This window comes from Acidobacteriota bacterium, assembly GCA_016196035.1.
Classification (GTDB): domain Bacteria; phylum Acidobacteriota; class Blastocatellia; order RBC074; family RBC074; genus JACPYM01.
Genome location: JACPYM010000065.1, coordinates 23,615 through 45,895, shown reverse-complemented (window position 1 = coordinate 45,895; position 22,281 = coordinate 23,615). Strand labels below are relative to the sequence as shown.

Here is a 22,281-nt window from a genome sequence, read left to right as displayed (position 1 = left end):
ATCCGCAATCCGCAATCCGCAATCAATATGTCTGACTGGCTCAAACGCTTTCTCCCCTTCATCAGCTTGCTCGCGCTCTGTGTGTTGATACCTACGGGCGAATACTGGCTGCTCGATAAAAACCCCGTCTTTTACTCATCGGCGAACCTCGCGGCCATCGCCCGCCAGACTGCCGTCATCACGATCATGGCGATGGGCATGACGATGGTGATGGTGTCGGGCGCGATTGACCTTTCGGTGGGCTCTATCGTCGGGTTGTCCGGCGTCATCGGCGCGCTGGCCATGACGCACGGCGCGCCGTCAGTCGCCGGGATTTTGATCTGTGTCATCGTGGGAGCCGTCTGCGGCATGCTAAATGGCACCGCCGTCGCCGGATTGAAGATCCCGGCCTTTATCGTGACCTTAGGCGCAATGGGCATCTATCGTGGTTTGGCGCTGTATCTTTGCGACGGCAACGCAGTCGTCGGCCTGCCCTCAAGCTTCGGCTTGCTGGCCGAACGCAATCTGTTTGGCGTGGTGCCGCTGCCCTTGCTGATTGTGATCGTTGTCGCGCTGATCGTGCATTTCGCACTGAGCAGCACGCAGCTTGGCCGCTATTGTTACGCGATGGGCAGCAACATCGAAGCAGCGCGTTATGCCGGAATTCAAGTCTCGCGCTATCAGGTTTTGTACTACGTGATTTTGGGGGGGCTCTCTGGGTTCGCCGGAGCCATCGAAACTTCACGCTTGGTTACCGGGCAACCGAATGGCGGTGAGGGTTACGAACTCAATGTCATCGCCGCCGTCGTCATTGGCGGTGGCAGCTTGAACGGCGGCCAAGGCACGGCGGTCGGCACGATCATCGGCTCGCTGATTATGGGCGTGCTGGCCAACGGCGGAAACCTGCTGCAAATTTCGCCATTCATCCAAAAGATCATCATCGGCGCAGTCATCGTGCTGGCCGTGACGTTCGACGAATTCCAACGGCGCAAGTTCGAGAGCGCCGAAGCCTAAATCAGTGCTGCGAATGGTAGGGAGTGTCACCGTGAGATCGTGCTCCTTACCGGTCGCAGAACTGGTTGCTACTTATCTAACTTTGCTAAGGAACAACGAATGAAACTCGCACAATTCAAAACCAAAACTTCCGACGAAGCCCGCTTGGGCAAGCTCGAAAATGGCGTCATCGTGGACATCACCGAAGTCGCCGCCACCATGCTCGACTTCATCAACAAGGGTTCTGCCGCCGTGCAAGCTGCCAACAGCGTCACGCCCAAAGCCGCTTATGCGCTCGACGCGGTTGAATATCTGCCCGCCGTCAACCCGGGCAAGGTGATTGCGATTGGCCGCAACTATCACGATCATGCGGTCGAGGGCGGCAGCGAACCGCCTGCCTCACCATTGATCTTCACCAAGTTCACCAATTCGATCACCGCGCACAACGCGCCGGTCACGCTGCACGCCATCAGCGAAAAGATTGATTACGAAGCCGAACTCGCTGTCGTCATCGGTCGCCGCGCGCAAAAGGTAAAACAGGAAGAAGCGTTGGATTACGTCTTCGGTTACTGCTGTCTGGATGATGTCAGTGCCCGCGATCTGCAATTCAGCGACGGCCAATGGGTGCGCGGCAAGGGCCTCGACGGCTTCTGCCCCATCGGCCCTTTCATCACGACGCGCGATGAAATCGCTGATCCGCAGGCGTTGAAAATCGAAGGCATCCTCAATGGCGAAGTGATGCAATCCTCCAACACCAACAAGATGATCTTTGGTGTGGCCTATTTGATTCACTACATCACCCAGGCCATCACGCTGGAACCGGGCGATGTGATTGCGACCGGCACGCCCGAAGGCGTCGGCATCTTCCGCACTCCGCCGGTGTTGTTGAAAGACGGCGATGTGTTTGAAGTCGTCATCGAAGGGCTGGAGACCTTGCGCAATCCGTTCGTCAAAGAATAGCGCCCGTCACACCCGACTCAATCGCTGGCCCCGCCGCAGCCCAACAAAGCTGCGGCGGGGCTATTATTTTATCCGCTCCTGTTTCCCAGCCGAGCGGCGAATCCCTTTCGCCAACTCTTAGCGGCTTCGCAAAAAAACTTCTGAAATCGTGATGGGGTTTTCCCGCAGCTCTCGCGTTAGGCGGTGAAGGCAGCAGATGACAAGCGCCATCCGAGGCTGCCTCGCAACTTTTCCCAACCAACGCGCGCCGTCTCCGTCGCAAGGCTGATTGGCACAGCCTCTGGCCGAAGTGTGTCCAGCTTACGCGGTGACGGCGCAGCGAGAGGAGCCGCATGTGCAAGCCCATCACGTTCGCCGCCGCTTTCATCCTTGCCGCAACGATTACCATTGCCGCACAACCGCTGACCAACGTTGCCTCCAACGTCACCAACAACAAGCGAGCAGAGTTGCCGGAGGGAGCCGAAGCCGCCAACGCTGTAGCGCGTCTCGGCGATCTTTCACCCGCCGTAATTCGTGAACGTTTGGCGCAGCTGCGTCCACAGGCGTATTTGGCCGATGCCGCTCACGTCAGTCAGCTTGTCAAAGCGCAGAACCTGTCCGTCGCCAACAGCAAGCGCGTTGACCAACTCAAAGCCGCCTTGCAACCGGTGCTCGCTTATCACGGGCGCAGCCAGATGCCGATTTTTGTGCTGTGGTCAGATCAGCCGAAAGCCTATCTGGTCGAACGCACGGTCATCATCATCACGAATCGCCTGATGATCAGCGCCAGTGATGAAGAGATACACGGCATCGTCGCGCACGAACTGGCGCACGAGTACGTCTGGAATGAACGCAGTCAGGCACACGAGGCGAGCGACGGGAAGCTGATGCGCGAATGCGAGCTGTTCTGCGATGTGGTAGCGGCTTTTACATTGAAAGAGATTGGCGATGACCCGGCAAGCTATGGTCGCATCCTGGAACGCATGACGATCATTGGCAGCATCAAAGGCAGCGCGACGAATAAAGAATCCGAAACGCATCCTTCACTGGACGCGCGCAAAAAGCTGAATAAGTTTTTGTGCCAGCGGCTTGATTGAGATTCCGCCTGAGCGTTTGTGAAGGGGGATCGGGATTGGTTACGGCGTCTGCCAGTCGAGCGCGTAAATGTCCTGTGTGCCCACGTCACGCAGCACCAGCGGCGAATCATCCGGGGCCCAGCCAATCCAAATCCCAGAGGCTGCTGCTATCCGCAAACCCTTCAGGCTGGCCACCCACTCGATCTTCCGGTCGCCAATCCTGATTCGACACACAGCCGGATCATTTTCGCGAATGCTGGGGAAGTAGAAGAACTTTCCATCCCGCGACCAATGCGGCCAATTGGCTCTCTGGGTGGCGAGTTCTGCCCACTTTTGCGTCGTCAAATCGAAGAGCAGCAATTTATTCCATAAACCGTTGGGAATGGCAGCGATGTAACGCCCGTCCGGCGACCAGCGGGGAGAGTATAACCCTTCAGAGCCGGGCAGCAGAGAAACCTGGCGCGTTCGGATCTCAAGCAGATATATCCCGGCAGGCTTAAGAGACATCGCTGCCGCCCAAAAGGCCAGTGAGTTTCCATCTGGCGACCAGCTAGCATCACCTTCGCGGCGCTCATCCGGTATCAGTTGTTGGGGACTTCCCCCCTCGGCTGAAATCAAATAAATGTTCTCGGGTTGGTTAGGCATATTGGCGGTGATAGCAATCTGCTTTCCGTCGGGAGACCAGCGCGGTAAAGTCGCTTGCAGCGGTGGATAGGTGAGTTGGAGCCGCTCGCTGCCATCCACCTTCATGCGCCACAAACTGCCCTCCGGGTAAGTCTGGTAAGCCACCCACTCGCCATCCTGGGAAAAATCCAGGCGCTCGGCCGATATGCCTGACAGATAGCCGACCCACTGCTGTGTCTTCATATCGTGGCGAGCCATTTCACCGCGCCGCTGTTCACCCACGACGAAAAGCTTTTTGCCATCCTGGCTCGGCACCGGCGCATAGTAATTAAGCGGCCCGATGGTCAACTGCACTGGCTCTTGACCAGCCCGCCGGAAAAGGCCCGCCTGCTCGCGCATAGCCCAGATATTGGTCGCCCCATTACGGATAGACTGGAAAACAAAATAGCGCCCGTCCGCCGTCCAATTACCGCAACATTCGGCAGCCGGGTTGCTCCAACCGGGCTGCAGGGGATGAGGATTGGCGCCATCGGCGGCCACTTCCCACAGCGAGGTTAAGCTGACCCTGTTGGTATCCACCACGGTAAAACGTAACCGGGTGCCGTCAGGCGACCAGCGCGGCCAATTGGGTCTGCCAGTAGTAGGCGGGATTCCGTCCCATCGCTTTTGGCCAGATACAATGAGGAGTCCTGCGCATAAACAATCTGTTGCCCATCCGGCGACCAGGTTGCCGCGTGGCCCCACACGTTGCCCAGGCGGCGCGGGGCTCCACCCAACACCGGCAGCACCCAAAGCAGCACCCAAAGCGGCGCTCCAACTTCACCTGCACTGCGGCTCTCAACGAGAAGCTCCGACCGGCTCGGAGAAATATCCCGCACATAAGCGTTTCGGAAGGGCGCAGAAATCCTGACCGTCTCGCCCCCTGTGCTGGACACTTGGGCCAGGGCGAACTGCCCACTTACCCTTTCCGAGAAATAGATGCGCGAGCCGTCGGTGACTAATGACGAATTAGCCCAGAACTTTTGCAGGTCATCACTCGTGATCGGGATGTAAGCTGTCACCTTCGATGGGGATGGCGACCTCAAAATGAAATAAGTGAGTCCTGCTCCGAACAGGGCGAGCGCGGCCAAAACCAGGAGTCCGCGTTGCCAGGCAGGTTTGAGCCTGTTCGTCAGTTCCGCAGCCTGATTCACCGGACGTGCTATTGCATCACTCTCCCGCTTGAGATTTTTCAGATCAACCAATAGCTCCCGCGCCGACTGATAGCGCCGCTCGCGCTCCTTCTCCAAACACTTCCGCACGATGCGTTCCAACTCGGCGGGCACGTCGTAATTGAAGCGCGCCAGCGCATCTGGTTGCAAATGCAGAATGCGATCCAGCGTGTCGCTCGTGCTTGAACCGGCGAAGGGCAAGCGTCCCGCCGCCATCTCATACAACACCACGCCCAGACTGAAAATGTCGGAGCGATGATCTACCTCACGCCCCAGCGCTTGCTCAGGACTCATATACGGCACCGTGCCCATCACCGCGCCCGGTTGCGTTTTGGCGAGCGTGCTGATGTTGCTATCAATGGATGCTGGTCGTGCGATCTTGGCTAGTCCGAAGTCGAGCACCTTCACCTGCCCACGCAGTGTGAGCATCACGTTCGCTGGTTTGATGTCGCGGTGCGTGATGCCCTTGTTGTGCGCTTCGTCCAGCGCGTCGGCAATTTGGCTGCCGATCTCCACGATCTCATTGACCGCCAGTGGCTGGCCGTTGATCTTGGCCGCGAGCGTCTGACCTTCGACGTATTCCATCGCAATGAAACGCACGCCTTCCGCCTCACCGATTTCATAAATGGTCGCTACGTGCGGATGATTCAAGGCGCTCGCGGCTTTGGCTTCGCTGGCGAAGCGGCGCAGACGTTCGGCATCGGTGGCAAGGTCAGCGGGGAGGATTTTCAAAGCGACGGTGCGATCAAGTTTGGTATCACGCGCTTGATAAACCTCGCCCATCGCGCCTTTGCCCAACAGCGAAATGATTCGATAGTGGCTGATGGATTTTCCCAGCAATGAAGGGGTTTCCGTTTTCGACAAGCAATTCGGCAGCCACCGCATACGCCGGAGCGTTCAGAAAACTTCCGGCCTGGTCCTCGGCAGAGAGCAGCAACTCGACTTCGCGGCGCAACGAGTCATCTCCGCCGCAAGCCTCGTTGATGAAAGCTGCGCGTTCAGCGGGCGTGTATTCGAGCGCCGACTGAAAGATGCGATCTATTTTTTGCCAGCGTTCAGGCTTCATGACTTTCCCCTTCGGTCAACATTCGATGCAACCACGCTTTGGCCGCTCTCCATCCGCGCTGCACCGTCGGCACAGAGACACCCAGCACTTCTGCCGTCTCTTCTTCAGTCAGCCCGCCGAAAAAACGCAACTCGACGAGGCGGCCTTTGCGCGCGTCCATCGCCGTCAGCTTCTCTAACGCCTCGTCAACCGCCAGCAACTCCGCCGCCTTGGCTTCAGTCACGGCGGCGGTTTCATCCAGCGAAACGCGCAAGGCCCCGCCGCCACGTTTGGCGTAATGCGCCTTGCGCGCGTGGTCAATCAAGATGCGCCGCATCAACTGCGCGGCGATGCCCAGGAAGTGCGCGCGGTTCTGCCATTGCACCTGCTTTTGATCTATCAACCGTAGGTAAGCTTCGTTGACCAGCGCCGACGTTTGCAGCGTATGACCGGGGCTTTCGCGGCGCATGTAGCGTTTGGCAAGCTGCCGCAGTTCGGCATTGACCAGCGGCAACAGTTGGTCGAGCGCCGCTTGCTCGCCGTTATTCCAGGCCAGCAAAAGCCGGGTCACTTCAGGTGACGTTGTGGTCATCGCCATTTCTCCTTGTGTGCTAAACCGCTTGGCAAGGACGGGCGGAGTATAACCGCGTTTCCGGTTCAGCCAAAGAAAGTGCCCGCGCCCCTTGCCTCTCACAGAGCGATTGCGTTTAATGGGCGCACCCAATCAGGCAATCATCCAGCAAGACAAATTGAGAGCCAGCGAAGATGAGCGAATACTTCATCGGCATAGACAGCGGTACGCAAAGCACCAAAACGATTCTGTTCGACGCCGCGTCGGGCGCAGTCATTGCCAGCGCCAGTCAAGCATATGAATTGATCGAAGGCTTGCCCGCCGGTCACAAAGAACAGCATCCGCACGAATGGATTGACGCGACGCGCGCTACGATCAAGGCCGTGTTGGAGCAAGCGGGCATTGAGCGCGCCGCCGTCAAAGGCCTTGGCGTATCGGGGCAGCAACACGGCTTCGTGCCGCTCGATGCCGACGATCAAGTCATTCGCCCGGCGAAGCTCTGGTGCGACACGGCGACCAGCGCTGAATGCGAAGAGATCATCAACGGGCTTGGCGGCTTGGCAAAAACCATCGAAGTGGTCGGCAACGGCGTACCGGCAGGTTTCACCGCGTCAAAAATTCTCTGGCTCAAACATCACGAACCGGAAAATTACGCGCGATTGGCGAGCGTGTTGTTGCCCCACGACTATTTGAATTTCTGGCTGACCGGCCGCAAGACGATGGAATGCGGCGACGCTTCGGGTACGGCTTTATTGGATGTGCGCAATCGCGTTTGGTCGGACACGGCAATTGCCGCGCTTGATCCCGCCGTGCGCACAATGCTGCCTGATTTGATTGCGGCGGATGAGATTGCTGGGACGTTGATGCCCGAGCTCGCCGCCGAGTTTAACTTGAGTGAATCCGTCATCGTCAGCAGTGGTGGCGGCGACAACATGATGGGCGCTATCGGCACGGGCAACGTGCGGGCGGGCGTCGTCACGGTCAGCCTCGGCACATCGGGGACGATCTATGCTTGCTCGTCGCAGCCGGTAATTGATCCACAGGGCGAAATCGCGGCGTTTTGCGATTCGACCGGCCAATGGCTGCCGCTGGTGTGCACGATGAATGTGACCGTGGCGACCGAGATGGTGCGCGAACGCTTCAACCTCTCGCACGCGCAACTGAGCGAAGCCGTTGCGTCTACGCCCGCAGGCAATGACGGCTTGCTGCTGATTCCTTTTTTCGAGGGCGAGCGCACGCCGAATGCGCCCGACGGCACCGGCGTTTATTTCGGCTTGCGCGAACAGACATACACCATCAGCCACTTTGCGCGCGCGGCGATGGAAGGCACGACGCTGGGGTTGAATTACGGCTTGAATCGTTTGCGCTCGCTCGGCATTCGACCGACAGAAATTCGCGCGACGGGCGGCGGGGCCAAAAGCGCCGTCTGGCGGCAGATTCTGGCCGATGTCTTTAACGCCGAAGTCGTCTGCACAAAGAGCGAAGAAGGCGCGGCGCTGGGTGCGGCCATTCAAGCCGTCTGGGCGTATCGCAAACAACAAGGCGCGCCGGTCGGCATCGCCAATTTGTGTAGTCAATACGTCGCGCTGGATGAGACGACACGTGCCAAGCCGGTCGCGCCTAACGTTGATCGTTATGCGCGGATGCAGGCGCTGCACGATCAAATCGTGCGTGATTTAGGCGGCGCGTTCAGTCAGCATCGCAAACTGCTCGTAAACTAGATCGGTAAGCGATTGGATGTACAGGGTGGCGTGGCGCGCCGGGACAGTCCCGCGCGCGTGTGCAAGCGGGAGTTGAGCGATTGAACCAATGCCGCAAGCTCGTGGCGCCGCTTGCACACGCGCGCGGTACTGTCCCGCTCCGCGATATTCCCGTTAATCGAAAACTGTCACGAACTGCAAAGATGAAAACAACCCTCCTACGCAACACAACCCTTGCCATACTGATTTTGAGCGCCTGTGCAGTCGTGTCACCAGCACAGGTAAAAATCCCAACGCCCGAATCCGTGCTGGGCTTCCATGTCGGCGAAGATTTCAAGCTGGCGACCTACGACGATTCGCTTAAGTATTTCCGCGCGTTGGCGCAGGCCAGCGATCACGTAAAGCTGGTCGAGCTTGGCCGCACGTCAGAAGGACGCCCCTGGTTTATGGCGTTGATTTCAACGCCCGCCAACCTTGCCAAACTCGAACGCTACCGCGAAATCTCGCAGCGGCTCGCGCATCCCGAAGGCTTGAGCGATGAAGAGGCGCGGCGTTTGGCGCGTGAGGGCAAGGCTTTCGTGCACATTGACGGCGGTCTGCACGCTTCGGAAGTCGCGGGCGCGCAGCACACCATTCAGCTCGCGCACGATCTGGCGACGGGCGCGAGCGATCCCAAAATCAGCGCGCTGCTCGACAACGTCATCGTCATGCTGTGGCCTTCGCTGAATCCCGATGGGCAGAACATCGTGGCCGAGTGGTATCGCGCGAACGTCGGCACGCCATACGAGATCGCACCCGTGCCGGAGCTTTATCAGAAGTATGTCGGTCACGACAACAACCGCGATGCTTACATGCTGAACATGATCGAGTCGCGCGTGGTCGAGCGCGTCTGGCGGCACTGGGAGCCGCAGATCACTTACGTGCATCATCAAACCTCGCCCTTCCCGACGCGCATCTGGCTGCCGCCCTTTGCCGAGCCGATTGCCTCGCAGGTGCATCCGCTGATGTCGCGCACGGTGAATCTGATCGGCATGGTCATCGCCAACGCCCTAGAAGAACACGGCCAACCCGGCGCAACGCATATGGGCACGGGCTTCGACGCCTGGTATCCGGGCTATGTGGATTACATGCCGATGCTGCAAAACCGCGCAGCCTTTTGGACGGAGACGGCGCTGTTCGCTTATGCCACGCCGCACTTTTACACGACGCGCGATTTCCCGCGCGACCGCGCCAATCTGCGCCCCGAATCGCTCTATTCCAGCCCGTGGAAAGGTGGCTGGTGGCGGTTGCGCGATGCGGTGGATTACATGCTGACTGCGTCGGTGGCCGTGATTGAATACGCGGGCAAGTACAAAGAGAGCGTGCTGTTTAATCGTTATCAAGCAGGCCGCGACACGTTGCGCCGCTACGCGCAGGAGCCGCCCTTTGCCTATCTCCTCCCGCAAGAGCAACGCGACCCGGTGGCGCCGGTCGAGTTGTTGCGGCGGCTGGCCTTCAACGGCGTGCGCATCGCGCAGTTGACCAAGCCGTTGGTGATCGAAGGGCTGAGCTATCCCGCTGGCACTTGGGTCATCCCTATGAGTCAGGAGTACGCCGAACTCGCGCGGCAGGTGCTGGAAGTGCAACGCTACCCCGACCTGCGGCAATTCCCCGAAGGCCCGCCAGAGCAGCCTTACGACGTTTCGGGCTGGACGCTGCCGTATCAAATGGATGTGCGCGTGAACAAGGTGATGACGCCGCTCACGGCGGAAGCGCGCGCCGCGTTCAAAGCGGTGCAGGGGCAAGCCATTGAATGGAACGCGCGCGCGAATAACGAAGCGGATGCCGCGCCTTTCGACAGCGCGCCGGGGCTGGGCTTCAACACGGATGCGGTGGCGGCGGGCATCGTGCCGCTGCCGGGCAAACGCAGCGGCAGCGGTGCGGCGCTGGCACTTGACCCTGCGGAGAACAACAGCTTCCGCGCGCTCAACCTGGCGTGGCAAGCGGGCGGCACGGTGCAATTCACGCCAGCCACGCTTGACGAACGCGGCAAGCCGACCGCGCCCGCGCGCTACGTGGTGAGCGGCGTGCCCGAAGCCACGCAAACAAAATGGGTGGAGTCGCTGGCGTTGCGCGCGCAGGCGATGGCAGCGACCGGCACGCCCGTCAACGCGCCGCGCATCGGCGTTTATCACCCCTGGCCGCCGAGCATGGATGAAGGTTGGAGCCGCTGGCTGTTGGAGCAGTACAAATTCAAGTTTACGGAATTGACCAATCCCAGCTTGCTCGCGGGGCCGTTGGGCGAACGCTTTGACGTGATCCTGCTGGCCGATGAACGCCCGCGCACCTTGCTGGAAGGCTTTGCCGAAGGCACGGTGCCGCCGCAATACGCCGGTGGTTTGGGCGAAGCGGGCGTGCGCGCGCTCGACGCCTTTGTGCGCGAGGGCGGCACGCTGGTCTGCCTGAATCACAGCGGCGAATTTGCTGTCGAGGCCTTGCATCTGCCGGTCAAAAATGTGGTGAGCGGTCTGGCGCGGCGCGATTACTTTATGGCAGGTTCGGTGCTCGCCGTTGATGTGGATGCCGCGCATCCGGTGATGGCGGGGATGCCGGCGCAGGCGAAAGTATTTGGCGATAGCAGCCCGGTGTTCACCACGACCGAAGGCTTCGCTGGGGCAGTGCTGGCAAAATATCAGAGCGCGGGTTCGCCGTTGCTGTCAGGCTATCTGCTCGGTGAAAAGTATGTGCAGGGCTGTGCGGCAGCGCTCGATGTGCGCTACGGTGGCGGTCACGTCTTGCTGTTGGGCTTTCGCCCGCAATGGCGCGGCCAACCGTTCGGCACGTTTCGCGTGTTGTTTAATGCGCTGCTTTACAGCGGCGAGTTGGCAGCCAGAACCAAGGGCACACTGGGGTTCTGGAACCCGCCGCGCGCTGCGGCGGAGGCGGCTGAAAAACCCAGACCCGCGTCACGGCCTTGAAGGTCAGGGCCATTGTCTTTTTCACAGTGCGCATCGCGGCTCAAGATTCTCGCTCGATGCGGGCTACATTTGTTGACCAATGAAAACATTTGGAGATGCACCGATGAACACACTCTCTCGACGTGACTTACTCAAAACAGGCGCACTGGCGGCGGCGGCCTTGCCGTTCGCCTCGCTGGAAACCTTACTTGCGCAGACTGCCGATCCCAATCCGTGGCGCGGCTTGAAAATCGGCGTGGCGACTTACACCTTTCGCGACTGGCCCATCGAACAATGCATTGCTGGCGTCAAGCGCGCCGGCTTGCAGTACGTTTCGATCAAGAACGTCAAGAACCACGTTGATCTGACGCACACGCCCGAAGAGCGCAAGGCGCGCGCGCAGATGTTTCGCGACGCGGGACTCACGCCGTTGAGCGTCGGCAACGTCGGCATGAAGAATGACGAGGCGGACATTCGCCGCGCCTTTGAATACGCCCGCGATTGCGGTGTCAATGTCATGGTCTGCTCACCGAGCGCCGACGTGACCGATGTCGCGCAATGGGTGAAATACCTGGACAAGGTGGTCAAAGAGTTCGACATCAAACTCGCCATTCACAATCACGGCCCCGAAAACAAGCAGTTCCCTTCGCCCTACGACGTTTGGAAAGCCGTCGAGCAATTCGACAAACGCATCGGCCTCTGCATTGACGTGGGCCACACGGCGCGCGCTGGCGTTGACCCCGCGGAAGCCATCCTCAAATGCAAAGACCGGCTCTACGATTTGCACTTCAAAGACATCTCGACGTTGTCGAAGCCGTCGCCGATTGAACAAGGGCGCGGCATTCTCAATACCAAAGCCATCCTCTCGGCGTTGCTCAAGATCAACTATCAAGGACTGGCCGGGTTCGAGTACGAAAAGGACAGCAAAGACCCGCTGGCGGGCTTGGCCGAATCCGCCGGCTATGTGCGAGGACTTTTGAATAGCCTGAAACCATCGGCTTAACGCACTACCAGCAAGGAAAGAGCATACGGAACAAACGGAAATAATGGGACAAACGGAAAGGCTGAAAGAGTTCAGCGACGTTCCGCCTGTGCCGTTATTTCCGTTTGCTCCATATTCTCAAAAAACAGTCTGCTTTCTACCACCACTATGAAAAAGACCCTCTTTGCTCTCGCGCTCACCGCGCTTTCGTTGTTCGGCGTCAGCGCACAAGAACAAAAGCCTTCGCCCAAACGCATCGCCATCAAGGCGGGACGGCTCTTCGATTCCAAAACCGGCGGCGTCATCAACAACGCGTTCATTTTGATCGAAGACGACAAGGTCACTGCCGTGGGGCCAAACGTCACAGTGCCTGCCGGAGCGGAGGTCATTGATCTGAAAGACAAGTTTGTGCTGCCGGGCCTGATTGATTGTCACACGCACGTGACGGGGCAGCCGGAAAACTTTTATGAAGACCTCTTCCGCAAAAGCCCGATTGATGTCGCCATCACCGCGCACATTTACGCCAAACGCACGCTCGAAGCCGGTTTCACTACGATTCGTGACGTGGGCGCGAGCGAATACATTGACGTGGCGCTGCGCAACGCCATCAACGCGGGCAAGGTGCCGGGGCCGCGCATGCAAGTGGCGACACTGGCGCTGAGTTCAACCGGCGGACACGGCGACCTGAATGGCTTCTCGCCTTATCTGAAATTCAACGGCCTCGACCGCGTCGTAGACGGCGTTGATGAATTGCGCAAACAGATTCGCACCAACATCAAATACGGCGCCGATGTCATCAAGATGCTGGCGACGGCCGGCGTCCTGTCTGAAGAAGAAGCGGTCGGCGCGCCGCAATACTCGCAGGAAGAAATGAACGCCGTCGTCGAAGAGGCCAAAATGTGGGGCCGCAAAGTCGCCGCCCACGCCCACGGTGCCGAAGGCATCAAACGCGCCACCCGCGCCGGTGTCGCCTCCATCGAACACGGCAGCTTCATTGACGAAGAAGGCATCCGGATGATGAAAGAGCGCGGGACGTATTTGGTCGCCGACATTTACAACGACGATTACATCCTGGCCGAATACGCCAAGATGGGCTACCCCGAAAAGATCATCGAAAAAGAAAGAATGGTGGGCCGCCTGCAACGCGAGAATTTCCAGAAAGCCGCGCTGGCAGGCGTCAAAATCGCATACGGCACCGACTCTGGCGTTTACCCGCACGGCTGGAACGGCAAGCAATTCGCCCACATGGTCAAGTGGGGTTTGACGCCCGTGCAGGCGCTGCAATCCGCCACAACTAGCGCGACGGACTTGCTCGGCTGGAACAACAAAGTCGGTGTGATCGCCGCCGGCGCCTTTGCCGACATCATCGCCGTAGACGGTGATCCGTTGAAAGATGTGACGGAGTTGGAGCGCGTGAAGTTTGTGATGAAGGGCGGCACAGTTTATCGAAAGTAGGGAGCATCTACAGAGACAGCCATCAATTTACTATTAGACATGTTGCAGTGGAAAACAGTGGGGAATTTGCGTTTTGGCGTTCACTACCAACTGCTTAACCGCCATTCGCCATTCGCCATTCGCCATTCGCCATTTCTGGGCAGTCTGGGCAGTGGTAAACCTCAATCAAGACGGCCTCTGCAAGAGAATGGAGAATGGAGAATATAGAATGGAGAATGACGGTCGCCCACTGGGTTTCAGTGTCCCCGTCGCCAATTTGCTGAGTTGTTGTTTCCAAAGGTCGCAACAACTCTATTGAAATGGCGCATCGCTACGACTTCGGCGTAATCAACCACGCCTTGAGCTTTGCTGAACCCGAAGCCGATTATGACAACTGGCCAGATGTTCACGCCACAAATTGTGCTTGATACCAACATCCTCGTCGCTGGGTTACGTTCAAACCGGGGCACGGCCTTTCGCCTTTTGTCTCTCGTTGGCACTGGGCGATTCGACATTCACCTTTCAGTCCCGCTGGTGTTGGAGTACGAAGAAATTTTACTCCGCGAGTTGCCGCACTACTGGTCAGCCAGGCTGCTGTCAAGAACATCATTGACTACCATTGCCAGGTCGCCACACATCACGAGATCTACTTTCTTTGGCGTCCCTTTCTGCGCAACCAGGATGACAATATGGTTTTGGAACTTGCCGTGAAAGCTGGCTGTGATAGCACCGTCACTTACAACCAGCGCGACTTTGCCGGGATTGAAAAGTCTGGTTTGCAGGCTGTCACGCCTGCCGATTTTTTGCGCAGCATCGGAGCATTGCTATGAATGTGAATACCTTGAGTGTCCAATTTCCTAAATCGCTGCATAAAAACCTGCATGAGTTGGCCCAACGCGAAGGGATTTCGGTTGACCAGTTCGTCGCCACAGCCGTCGCCGAAAAGATTGCCGCGTTGACGACTGAATCCTATCTGGCTGAACGCGCCAGCCGTGCCACCCGGGCACAATATGAAGCGGTATTGGCTGAAGTGCCGGACGTCGAACCGAAACCATTCGACAAATTGCCTGAATCTTGATCTTCTGCTCCCTCTCACGCGAAGCCATCTCCGACTGGCTTGATTTCGTTAGGGCCAAGTGCTCACGTGCAGCTCTGCGGATAAGATTAAGTAGTCTGCAAAAAGTTCTTTGACAAATAATTTCGCGTAGACTGTCTCTCATACAAGAGGACCCGTTATGAGCGACATCATCACATTAAGCTACCGAGAGCGCAGCGCGCTCGAACAATTTCTCAAATCGCATGCGAGTGGAGAGCAAATCAAACGTGCGTAAGCTCTACTCCTTTTGGATGAAGAGGAGCGCGTCACCGAGGTCGCAGCAGTGCTGCACGTGTCGCGCCAAACCATTTACAACTGGGTCAATCGGTTTGCCGCAGAACCTCCCGCCAAGTTGGTGGTGCATCTGGCTGATGCCCCGCGCAGTGGGCGCCCCGTCACCGCGCAAGGCATCATTGATCCGGTGATTGATGCGGTGATTGATAGCGATCCACGCGATTACGACTACAACTCGACGGTCTGGACAGCCGATTTGTTAAGCCTTTACCTCGCACAAGTACACGACGAAGAAGTCGGCCTACGTCGTGTCGGTTACGCGCTGGCGCGGTTGGGACTACGCTGGAAACGTCCACGGCACACGTTACTATTGCGCGATCCGGCTTGGCGTCAGGCAAAAGGGGCTTAAAACGTGGCCTCTGGGCACGCACTCGTCCCCTCGTCTTGATGTTGGATGAAATCATCGTCACGGAAACGCCGCCACTTTATTACTGCTATGGACGGCGTGGTGCGCAAGTCAGCGTGCCCATTACCGGCAACCGGAGCAAACGCAGCTTGCACGCAGCACTCAATATGCAGACCGGGGAACTCTTACTTTTCATCACGGAAGTCTGGGACGCGCTCACCCCTCAATATTTCTTGGAGATGATTCGCCGCCACTGGCGTGGCTGGCACCTCATCCTCTTTGAAGATCGTGGCTCACCGCATACCGCCGAAGACAGTTTGGAGACAGCGGCAGCGCTAAACCTTGAAGTCCGGTTGTTGCCACGAGCTTGCCCGGAATTGAATGCCGCTGATCATTTGTTTCGTTCCGTCAAAGGGCGCGCCTTAGCAAACCGTCAAACACAGCCTATCGAGGCTTCTGCCGATAGCGCGTGTCGTTATCTTTATGCCTTGAGTCGGCAGGAACGGTTAGTTAAAGCTGGCGTTCTTTCTGGGAACTTCTGGTTGACTTGTTGAAGACTTGTCAAAGAACTTTTTGCAGACCACCTAGCTTCTGATGGCGATAGCTTCGAGATACTCGCCATCCACCTGCGTTGTGTTGTCGGTAGCCTGATTATGCTCTGTCCACAACTGCTCAAGGTCGCGGCGCAAAGCAGCCTGTCCCTCGGTGTCGAGCGCGGCAAAGGCGCGCTGGGTGGGGCCGAAATAGGTGCGGAAGAACTCGACGACTTCGGCGGGCGGGAAGGGATAGTTGAAGTGGCACAGTCGCCGCGTCAGTTGTAAATCGGCAATGCCCTCGCGCAGCCGTTCGCGCACGGTTTCCTCTTCGCCCCATTTGACCGGCGGCGGGAGATTGGGCGGCGGGGGCACGTGTTTGCTGCCAAGAGCGAACATCTGGCCGACGAATCCGGTCGGCGTCCAGTTCGCCATCGCAATGCGCCCACCGGGTCGGCAGACACGCACCAGTTCCGCCGCCGCCAGTTCAGGGCGGGGCGCGAACATTGCGCCGAACATCGTTACGACTTCATCAAACGCGGCGTCACCGTAGGGCAGATTCTCAGCATCGCCTTCGTCAAACTGAATGGGTAGGTTTTCGGCGGCGGCGCGCGCCCGTGCCTGTTCGATCAAATTCGGAGCGATGTCTACACCAGTAACGATAGCGCCCGCCCGTGCCGCCGGGAGCGCCAGATTGCCGCTGCCGCAAGCGACATCCAACACGCGCACACCCGGCTTGAGCGCCAGGCGGGCAATAAACTCTTCCGCCCCCGTTGCAATATGCTTGGCGACCTGCCCGAAATCGCCCGCCATCCACATCGCTTTGAGGCGTGTTTTCAAAGCGTCCATCTCAGGATTATTCGTGTTCATAGTTCAATTCCTTGCTCAAGCTTGGTCAGGCACGACGGCGTCTTCTTCCTCGGAAAAAATGATACGGTCGTACACATCCCGTAATGCCAATGCGCAACCAATGGAGTTGATTTCGACGCGCTCAGTCAAACCCTGATAGGTGTAATACGACCAGCCGCCGTCCGCTTGGCGCACGTAGTGATAGATGACCGGGTCAAGCTGCGCGACCAAGAAGTAATAGTTCAGCATGGGATTCCACAATTGATAACGCCGTAGCTTCTCATTGGAATCAAAGGCTTCAGTGCTGGCAGAGAGGACTTCGATGATGACTTTGGGGTTGACCAGCACATCCTGATGCTCGTCGTGAAATTCCGGCGCGCCGCAAACAACGACCAAGTCGGGATAGGAGAAAAGCCCTTTGGTACTGCGGCGTCGCGTGGGTTCCGGGCCGCTGCGCACTTTGCAATCTTTCGTCCACACCAGACAAGGTGTGCGCTTGAGTTGCGTAACCAATTCAGCAATCAGATTGGTGCAGATCGTGCTATGCGCCGGACTCTCGCCCGCCATTGCCAGAATCTGGCCGTCCAGGAATTCGTGCCGCTCGTCAGTCGAGCGTTCGATAGCCAAGTAATCTTCCACGCTGTACAGGCTCAATTTGGATTGCGGTGTCGCCATTTCGATTGCTCCTCAAGCCAAAATCTTCTCGACCAATTCCCCGTGCACATCCGTCAGCCGGAAATGCCTCCCCTGAAATTTATACGTCAGCCGTTTGTGATCAATGCCCAGCAAATGCAGCATTGTCGCCTGTAAATCGAAAACTGAAACCGGATCGCTGACGACGTTGTAGCTAAAATCGTCCGTCTCGCCCAACACCAGGCCTTTTTTCAACCCGCCCCCGGCGAGCCACATACAAAAATTGCGCGGGTGATGATCACGCCCGTAATTGGCTTCGGTCAGCTTGCCTTGACAATAGACCGTGCGCCCGAATTCGCCGCCCCAGACGACCAGCGTGTCATCCAGCAAGCCGCGCTGTTTCAAGTCCTGTACGAGCGCCGCCGTCGGTTGATCGGTTCCGCCGCATTGCAAGGCCAGATCGCGCGGCAGGTCGTTATGCTGATCCCAGCCGCGATGGTAAAGCTGTATGAAGCGCACGCCGCGTTCGGCCAGCCGCCGCGCCAGCAAACAGTTCGCCGCGTAAGTGCCAGGGCGGCGCGCTTCGGGGCCGTACATCTCAAAGACGCTATCGGGTTCTTTTGATAAATCCATCAAGTCGGGCACGCTGGTTTGCATGCGATAGGCCATCTCGTATTGCGCGATGCGCGTTTCGATTTCGGGGTCGCCATATTCGTCGTGTTTCAGCTTGTTCAGCTTGGCGACCGCGTCCAGCATCTGACGCCGCGTTTTTTTGTCTACGCCCGGCGGATCATCCAGATAGAGCACGGGCGTCGCGCCGCCGCGCAAACGCACGCCTTGATATGACGAAGGCAGGAAGCCGCTCGACCAGAGGCGCGAAAACAGCGGTTGATCGGTGTTGAGCGCATGCGCAGTCGAGAGCAACACGATGTAAGCGGGCAGGCTTTGATTCTCGCTGCCCAGGCCATACGAAACCCAGGCGCCCATACTGGGGCGGCCCGGTTGTTGAAAGCCCGTCTGGATGAAGGTGATCGCCGGATCGTGGTTGATGGCGTCGGTATTCATCGTTTTGATGATGGTCAGGTCGTCTGCGAGTTTGGCCGTGTGCGGCAACAGTTCGCTGACCCACGCGCCCGACTGGCCGTGCTGTTTGAATTGGAAGATGGATTTGGCGCAGGGGAACGTGCTCTGCCCCGAAGTCATGCCGGTGATGCGCTGGCCGTTGCGAACCGAGTCGGGCAGTTCGGTGCCGTGCAGCTTTTCGAGCGCGGGTTTGTAATCAAAGGTGTCGAGTTGCGAGGGGCCGCCCGATTGGTGCAGGTAGATGATGCGTTTGATCTTTGGCGTGTGGTGCGGGACGCCTACGAGGCCGCCGGTTTTAGCGTCGCGGGCGTTAGGCTCTTGCGTCGCGTAACCGTCTTGTTGAAGCAAGGCGGAAAGGGCTGCTAGGCCGATGCCTTTGGCGCTGAGGCCGAAGAGTTGTCGCCGAGTTAGTTGCAATTCAGGTTCATTCAATGAATTCACGTCATTCCTCCGCACTACTTACTGGAAGCAATTTTTGGGCAGCCTGAACCAGCGCCAGCTTCAAGTAGCCATTTCATAATTCAGTCACTCTTTCGTAATCGTCTCATCCAAATTCAAAATCGTGCTCGCCACCACCGTCCACGCCGCCAATTCCGCCCGCTCCAGTTTCTCATCCACCGTTGACTCGCCTACCGTCAACAGCTTTTCCGCCGCCGCCACATTGCCGCGATAGAGCGCCAACTGCTGCGTCAACAATTCGCGCAGCACCTTCGCCTCTTGCAACGAAGGCTTGCGCGCCGTTGCCAGTCGAAACAGCAGCGCAATCCGGCTGCTCGCATCCTTGCCGCCGTCACGCAACACGCGCGCGGCCAATACGCGCGCGGCTTCAATGTAAGTCGGATCGTTCAGCGTCACCAGCGCCTGCAACGGCGTGTTGGTCACCGCGCGGCGCGCCACGCATTTCTCACGATCTGGCGCGTCAAAGGTCGAGAGTGTCGCGGGCGGCACGGTGCGTTTCCAGAACGTGTACATCGAACGGCGGTACAAATCCGCGCCGTGGCTCTGCACATACGCTTGCATCGAGAAGCCGTCGCCAAAGGCCATCTCTTCCCACAAACCGGGCGGTTGATAGGGGAAGACGCTCGGCCCGCCGATGGTATCGTTGAGCAATCCGCTCACCGCCAGCGCATTGTCGCGCACCAGTTCGGCTGGCAGCCGGAAACGCGGCCCGCGTGCGAGCAAGCGATTCTCTGGGTCACGGTCGTGCAATTCCGGCGTCACCTTTGACGACTGGCGATAGGTCGCCGAAGTCAGGATCAGCCGTTGCAGCGCCTTCACATCCCAGCCTTTTGATTGCGGATTGGGGATTGCGGATTGCGGATTGCCGACCACTTTTCCCATAAACTCGCAGGCCAGCCAGTCCAGCAATTCCTGATTGACAGGCGGCTCACCTTGCGAACCGAAATCCTCAACCGTCTTCACCAAGCCAAAGCCAAAGTACATTTGCCAATAACGATTGACCGCGACGCGCGCCGTCAGCGGATGATTCGGGTCTATCAGCCATTGCGCCAACGCCAGCCGATTCGCCTTCGCGCCGTTGGGCAGCGGCGGCAAGACGGCGGGCACGCCGGGTGAGACCTTTTCGGTCTGGTTGCGGTAATCGCCGCGCGAAAGCACGAACGAGTCGCGCGGCTTGCCCAGTTCCATCATCGTCATCGTCGTGACAACGGTTTTGTCGTAGGCGGTCTTCTGCTTTTTCAGTTCTTTCAATTCGGCGTATTGCTTGTGCAAAGATTCAGACGCAATGCGCGTCAGGAAGTATTCGCGCAGCCGTTCATTCTCTTCTTTGGTGCGTTTGCCGCTGACGCCCGACAGAATCGTTTGCATCGGATAGTGCACGGCCAATTGTTCGATCTCGCTGGCGGTCAACGCGCGTTCGTACAAGCGCAGATCGTCAATCCCGCCGCCATACGCCTTGCCCGCGATCTTCGTCCCGATCATCAATTCGGCGTCGCTCTTGATCGAACCGTTTAGGCTGTCTTGCAAGACGTCCGATTCCTGCCGCTCGCCGTTGAAATAGATTTGCACGCCCGCCGCTTTGCCCGAGCCGTCGTAAGCAATCGCTACGTGCCGCCATTCGCTGGTGTACAGCAACCCTTGCGTGCGCACTTCCAACGCATTGCCGGGCCTTTGCGCAGTCAGGCGCAGCTTCAACTGTCCGGCGTATTTCTGAATGTCGTAAAGCCGCGTGTTCTCGATGCTCAATTCGTAGCCGCGCCGCGTCTCTTCGTCACTGATTTTTTGAAAGACGAAGGTGTTAGCTTTGCCAATGCCCGGCTTCAACCAGACGGCCAGCGTGAATGGTTTGTCACGCTCAAACGCGCCCACGTTGCCGAAGCGCAATTCGGTTTGGTTGTCGAGGTTGACGGCGCGGCTGACTATGCCGCCGCTAAACGTGGGATCGCCTTTCGCCGTGCGCCCGTTTTGATAGCGCCCGGATGAATCGCTGAGGCTGCCGTCGAAATCGTAGTGCGCAATCAAACCATTGACCGGCACCACGGCCAGTTTGCCCAACAAGCCTTGCTCCCAAGCCACTTGCAGCGGCGCAACGTTTTTATCGCTGAGCGCGAATTCGTGATCGGCGATGGCCTTGGTCAACTCTTCCTGCCTGGCTTTTTGCGCGTCGGTAGGCAGCGGCAAAAAAGGGCGCGCGTTGCCGGTGTTCCCATCCAATCCCTTTTCGGGCACGTTATTGAAGAAGGCGTAAAACTGATAAAACTCTTTTTGCGACAGGGGGTCGAATTTGTGCGAATGGCAGCGCGCACAGCCCATCGTCAGGCCCATCCAGGTCGTCGCAGTGGCTTCGACGCGATCAATCACATATTCGTTCTGATACTCTTCGGGCACCGCGCCACCCTCGAAGTTAATCATGTGGTTGCGGTTGAACCCCGACGCGATTTTCTGTTCGAGCGTGGCATCCGGCAATAGATCACCGGCCAACTGTTCAATCGTGAATTGATCGTAGCGTTTGTTCGCGTTGAACGCCTTGATCAGCCAATCGCGCCACGGCCACATGTCACGATGCGAATCAATGTGGTAGCCGTGCGTATCGGCGTAACGCGCCAGATCTAGCCATTGCAGTGCCATCCGTTCGCCATAATGCGGCGAGGCCAGCAAACGATCTACAACCTTCTCATACGCATCGGGCGACTTGTCAGCCAGAAAAGCATCCACTTCAGCCAGCGTGGGCGGCAGGCCCGTCACATCCAGCGAAACGCGCCGTAACAAGGTCGGCTTGTCGGCTTCGGGCGCTGGCTTCAAGCCTTCCTTCTCCAGTTTGGCCAGGATGAAGTGATCAATCGGATTGCGCGGCCAAGTCGTTTGTTTGAGCGCCGGCAGTGCGGGCCGTTTGGGCGCGCTGAAGGCCCAATGCTCATTCCACGGCGCGCCTTCGTCAATCCAACGTTTGAGCGTAGCGATTTGCTGTTCGGTCAGCTTGTGCCCGCTTGGCGGCGGCGGCATCAGGGTGGCGGGATTGGTGCTGCTGACGCGTTTGAACAAACGGCTATTGGCGGCGTCGCCCGCGACGATCACGCCCGGCTTGGCAAACGCGCCTTCTTTGGTGTCGAAGCGCAGTTTCGCCATGCGCTGCTTTTCATCGGGGCCGTGGCATTGAAAACAGTTGTCCGACAGCAGCGGACGAATCTCGCGGTTGAAATCCACGCCACGCGCCACAGGTTTGGCGCCTTGCCCGGCCACCTGCGTTGGAACCAGTTGAAGGCTGGCGTACAAACACGCTGCCAGCGTGCAGAAAAGCTGAATGTTCCGCCTCATCGTAAACCCTCGCTGCCGCTTCACCATCGTGTGACGGCCTGTGCAATGTGTATCCAATGGATGTGGGAATTGATCAATCCAGAAAGCGCGGCAATGTTACTGAAGCGTTTAGCGAAAGTCTATGTGCATCAAATGCAGGCTGTACACGGTCACAACCGGCGCGGTAAAATCCCGGTGCAATTC

Annotated in this window: 18 protein-coding genes and 1 pseudogene; 11 read left to right on the top strand and 8 right to left on the bottom strand. The window is 58.2% G+C overall.

What is annotated here, in order from left to right:
• Positions 1-27: 27 nt before the first annotated feature.
• The 3 genes from HY011_20155 to HY011_20145 all read left to right on the top strand — a co-directional run bounded on the left by HY011_20155 (position 28) and on the right by HY011_20145 (position 3,008).
• The gene (locus HY011_20155) at positions 28-993 is read left to right on the top strand and encodes an ABC transporter permease (protein MBI3425253.1); all 966 of its coding nucleotides are present in this window, start codon (positions 28-30) and stop codon (positions 991-993) included.
• Positions 994-1,092: 99 nt separating this feature from the next.
• Positions 1,093-1,932 carry a fumarylacetoacetate hydrolase family protein gene (locus tag HY011_20150; GenBank protein ID MBI3425252.1) on the top strand — a complete coding sequence of 280 codons (840 nt, stop codon included), beginning with the start codon at positions 1,093-1,095 and terminating at the stop codon, positions 1,930-1,932.
• 332 nt (positions 1,933-2,264) lie between these two features.
• Positions 2,265-3,008, top strand: a complete 744-nt coding sequence (locus HY011_20145) for a M48 family metalloprotease (GenBank protein ID MBI3425251.1) — start codon at positions 2,265-2,267, stop codon at positions 3,006-3,008.
• A 39-nt stretch (positions 3,009-3,047) separates the two neighbouring features.
• Here the strand turns inward: HY011_20145 and HY011_20140 are convergent, their stop codons facing one another.
• Genes HY011_20140 through HY011_20125 form a run of 4 tightly spaced genes read right to left on the bottom strand, consistent with a single transcriptional unit; the run spans position 3,048 to position 6,459 of the window.
• Positions 3,048-4,193 carry a PD40 domain-containing protein gene (locus HY011_20140; protein MBI3425250.1) on the bottom strand — a complete coding sequence of 382 codons (1,146 nt, stop codon included), beginning with the start codon at positions 4,191-4,193 and terminating at the stop codon, positions 3,048-3,050.
• Positions 4,166-5,662, bottom strand: a complete 1,497-nt coding sequence (locus HY011_20135) for a protein kinase (GenBank protein MBI3425249.1) — start codon at positions 5,660-5,662, stop codon at positions 4,166-4,168. The genes HY011_20140 and HY011_20135 overlap by 28 nt, the downstream gene beginning before the upstream one ends.
• A complete protein-coding gene (locus HY011_20130; protein MBI3425248.1) occupies positions 5,580-5,888 on the bottom strand; it encodes a hypothetical protein in 309 nt (102 codons plus the stop codon). The genes HY011_20135 and HY011_20130 overlap by 83 nt, the downstream gene beginning before the upstream one ends.
• A complete protein-coding gene (locus tag HY011_20125) occupies positions 5,878-6,459 on the bottom strand; it encodes a sigma-70 family RNA polymerase sigma factor (protein ID MBI3425247.1) in 582 nt (193 codons plus the stop codon). Before HY011_20125 ends, HY011_20130 begins: the two co-directional genes overlap by 11 nt.
• Before the next feature lie 173 nt (positions 6,460-6,632).
• Between HY011_20125 and xylB the strand changes: the two genes are divergently transcribed.
• The 8 genes and pseudogenes from xylB (at position 6,633) to HY011_20085 (ending at position 15,780) form a co-directional block, all read left to right on the top strand.
• Positions 6,633-8,159: a xylulokinase gene (xylB, locus tag HY011_20120; protein MBI3425246.1), complete on the top strand. Its 1,527-nt coding sequence runs from the start codon at positions 6,633-6,635 to the stop codon at positions 8,157-8,159.
• A gap of 182 nt (positions 8,160-8,341) precedes the next feature.
• On the top strand, positions 8,342-11,095 hold the full coding sequence (locus tag HY011_20115; GenBank protein ID MBI3425245.1) for a hypothetical protein: 2,754 nt from the start codon (positions 8,342-8,344) through the stop codon (positions 11,093-11,095).
• A 103-nt stretch (positions 11,096-11,198) separates the two neighbouring features.
• A complete protein-coding gene (locus tag HY011_20110; protein MBI3425244.1) occupies positions 11,199-12,077 on the top strand; it encodes a sugar phosphate isomerase/epimerase in 879 nt (292 codons plus the stop codon).
• A 147-nt stretch (positions 12,078-12,224) separates the two neighbouring features.
• Entirely contained in the window at positions 12,225-13,511 is a 1,287-nt protein-coding gene (locus tag HY011_20105; protein ID MBI3425243.1) for an amidohydrolase family protein, read from the top strand.
• 381 nt (positions 13,512-13,892) lie between these two features.
• Positions 13,893-14,320: pseudogene (locus tag HY011_20100) on the top strand (putative toxin-antitoxin system toxin component, PIN family).
• A 2-nt stretch (positions 14,321-14,322) separates the two neighbouring features.
• Positions 14,323-14,568, top strand: a complete 246-nt coding sequence (locus tag HY011_20095) for a toxin-antitoxin system HicB family antitoxin (protein MBI3425242.1) — start codon at positions 14,323-14,325, stop codon at positions 14,566-14,568.
• A 265-nt stretch (positions 14,569-14,833) separates the two neighbouring features.
• Positions 14,834-15,229: a helix-turn-helix domain-containing protein gene (locus HY011_20090; GenBank protein MBI3425241.1), complete on the top strand. Its 396-nt coding sequence runs from the start codon at positions 14,834-14,836 to the stop codon at positions 15,227-15,229.
• Between the two features lie 38 nt (positions 15,230-15,267).
• Complete coding sequence (locus tag HY011_20085) at positions 15,268-15,780, top strand: transposase (protein ID MBI3425240.1); 513 nt, start codon at positions 15,268-15,270, stop codon at positions 15,778-15,780.
• A gap of 30 nt (positions 15,781-15,810) precedes the next feature.
• Here HY011_20085 and HY011_20080 read toward each other — a convergent pair whose 3' ends face one another.
• From HY011_20080 to HY011_20065, 4 genes are all read right to left on the bottom strand, one after another.
• Entirely contained in the window at positions 15,811-16,629 is an 819-nt protein-coding gene (locus HY011_20080) for a class I SAM-dependent methyltransferase (GenBank protein ID MBI3425239.1), read from the bottom strand.
• Positions 16,630-16,644: 15 nt separating this feature from the next.
• Positions 16,645-17,283 (bottom strand): Uma2 family endonuclease, encoded by a 639-nt coding sequence (locus tag HY011_20075; GenBank protein MBI3425238.1) that lies wholly within the window; start codon positions 17,281-17,283, stop codon positions 16,645-16,647.
• Between the two features lie 12 nt (positions 17,284-17,295).
• Positions 17,296-18,765, bottom strand: a complete 1,470-nt coding sequence (locus tag HY011_20070) for a DUF1501 domain-containing protein (protein ID MBI3425237.1) — start codon at positions 18,763-18,765, stop codon at positions 17,296-17,298.
• An 84-nt stretch (positions 18,766-18,849) separates the two neighbouring features.
• A complete protein-coding gene (locus tag HY011_20065; GenBank protein MBI3425236.1) occupies positions 18,850-22,098 on the bottom strand; it encodes a DUF1553 domain-containing protein in 3,249 nt (1,082 codons plus the stop codon).
• Positions 22,099-22,281 lie beyond the last annotated feature (183 nt).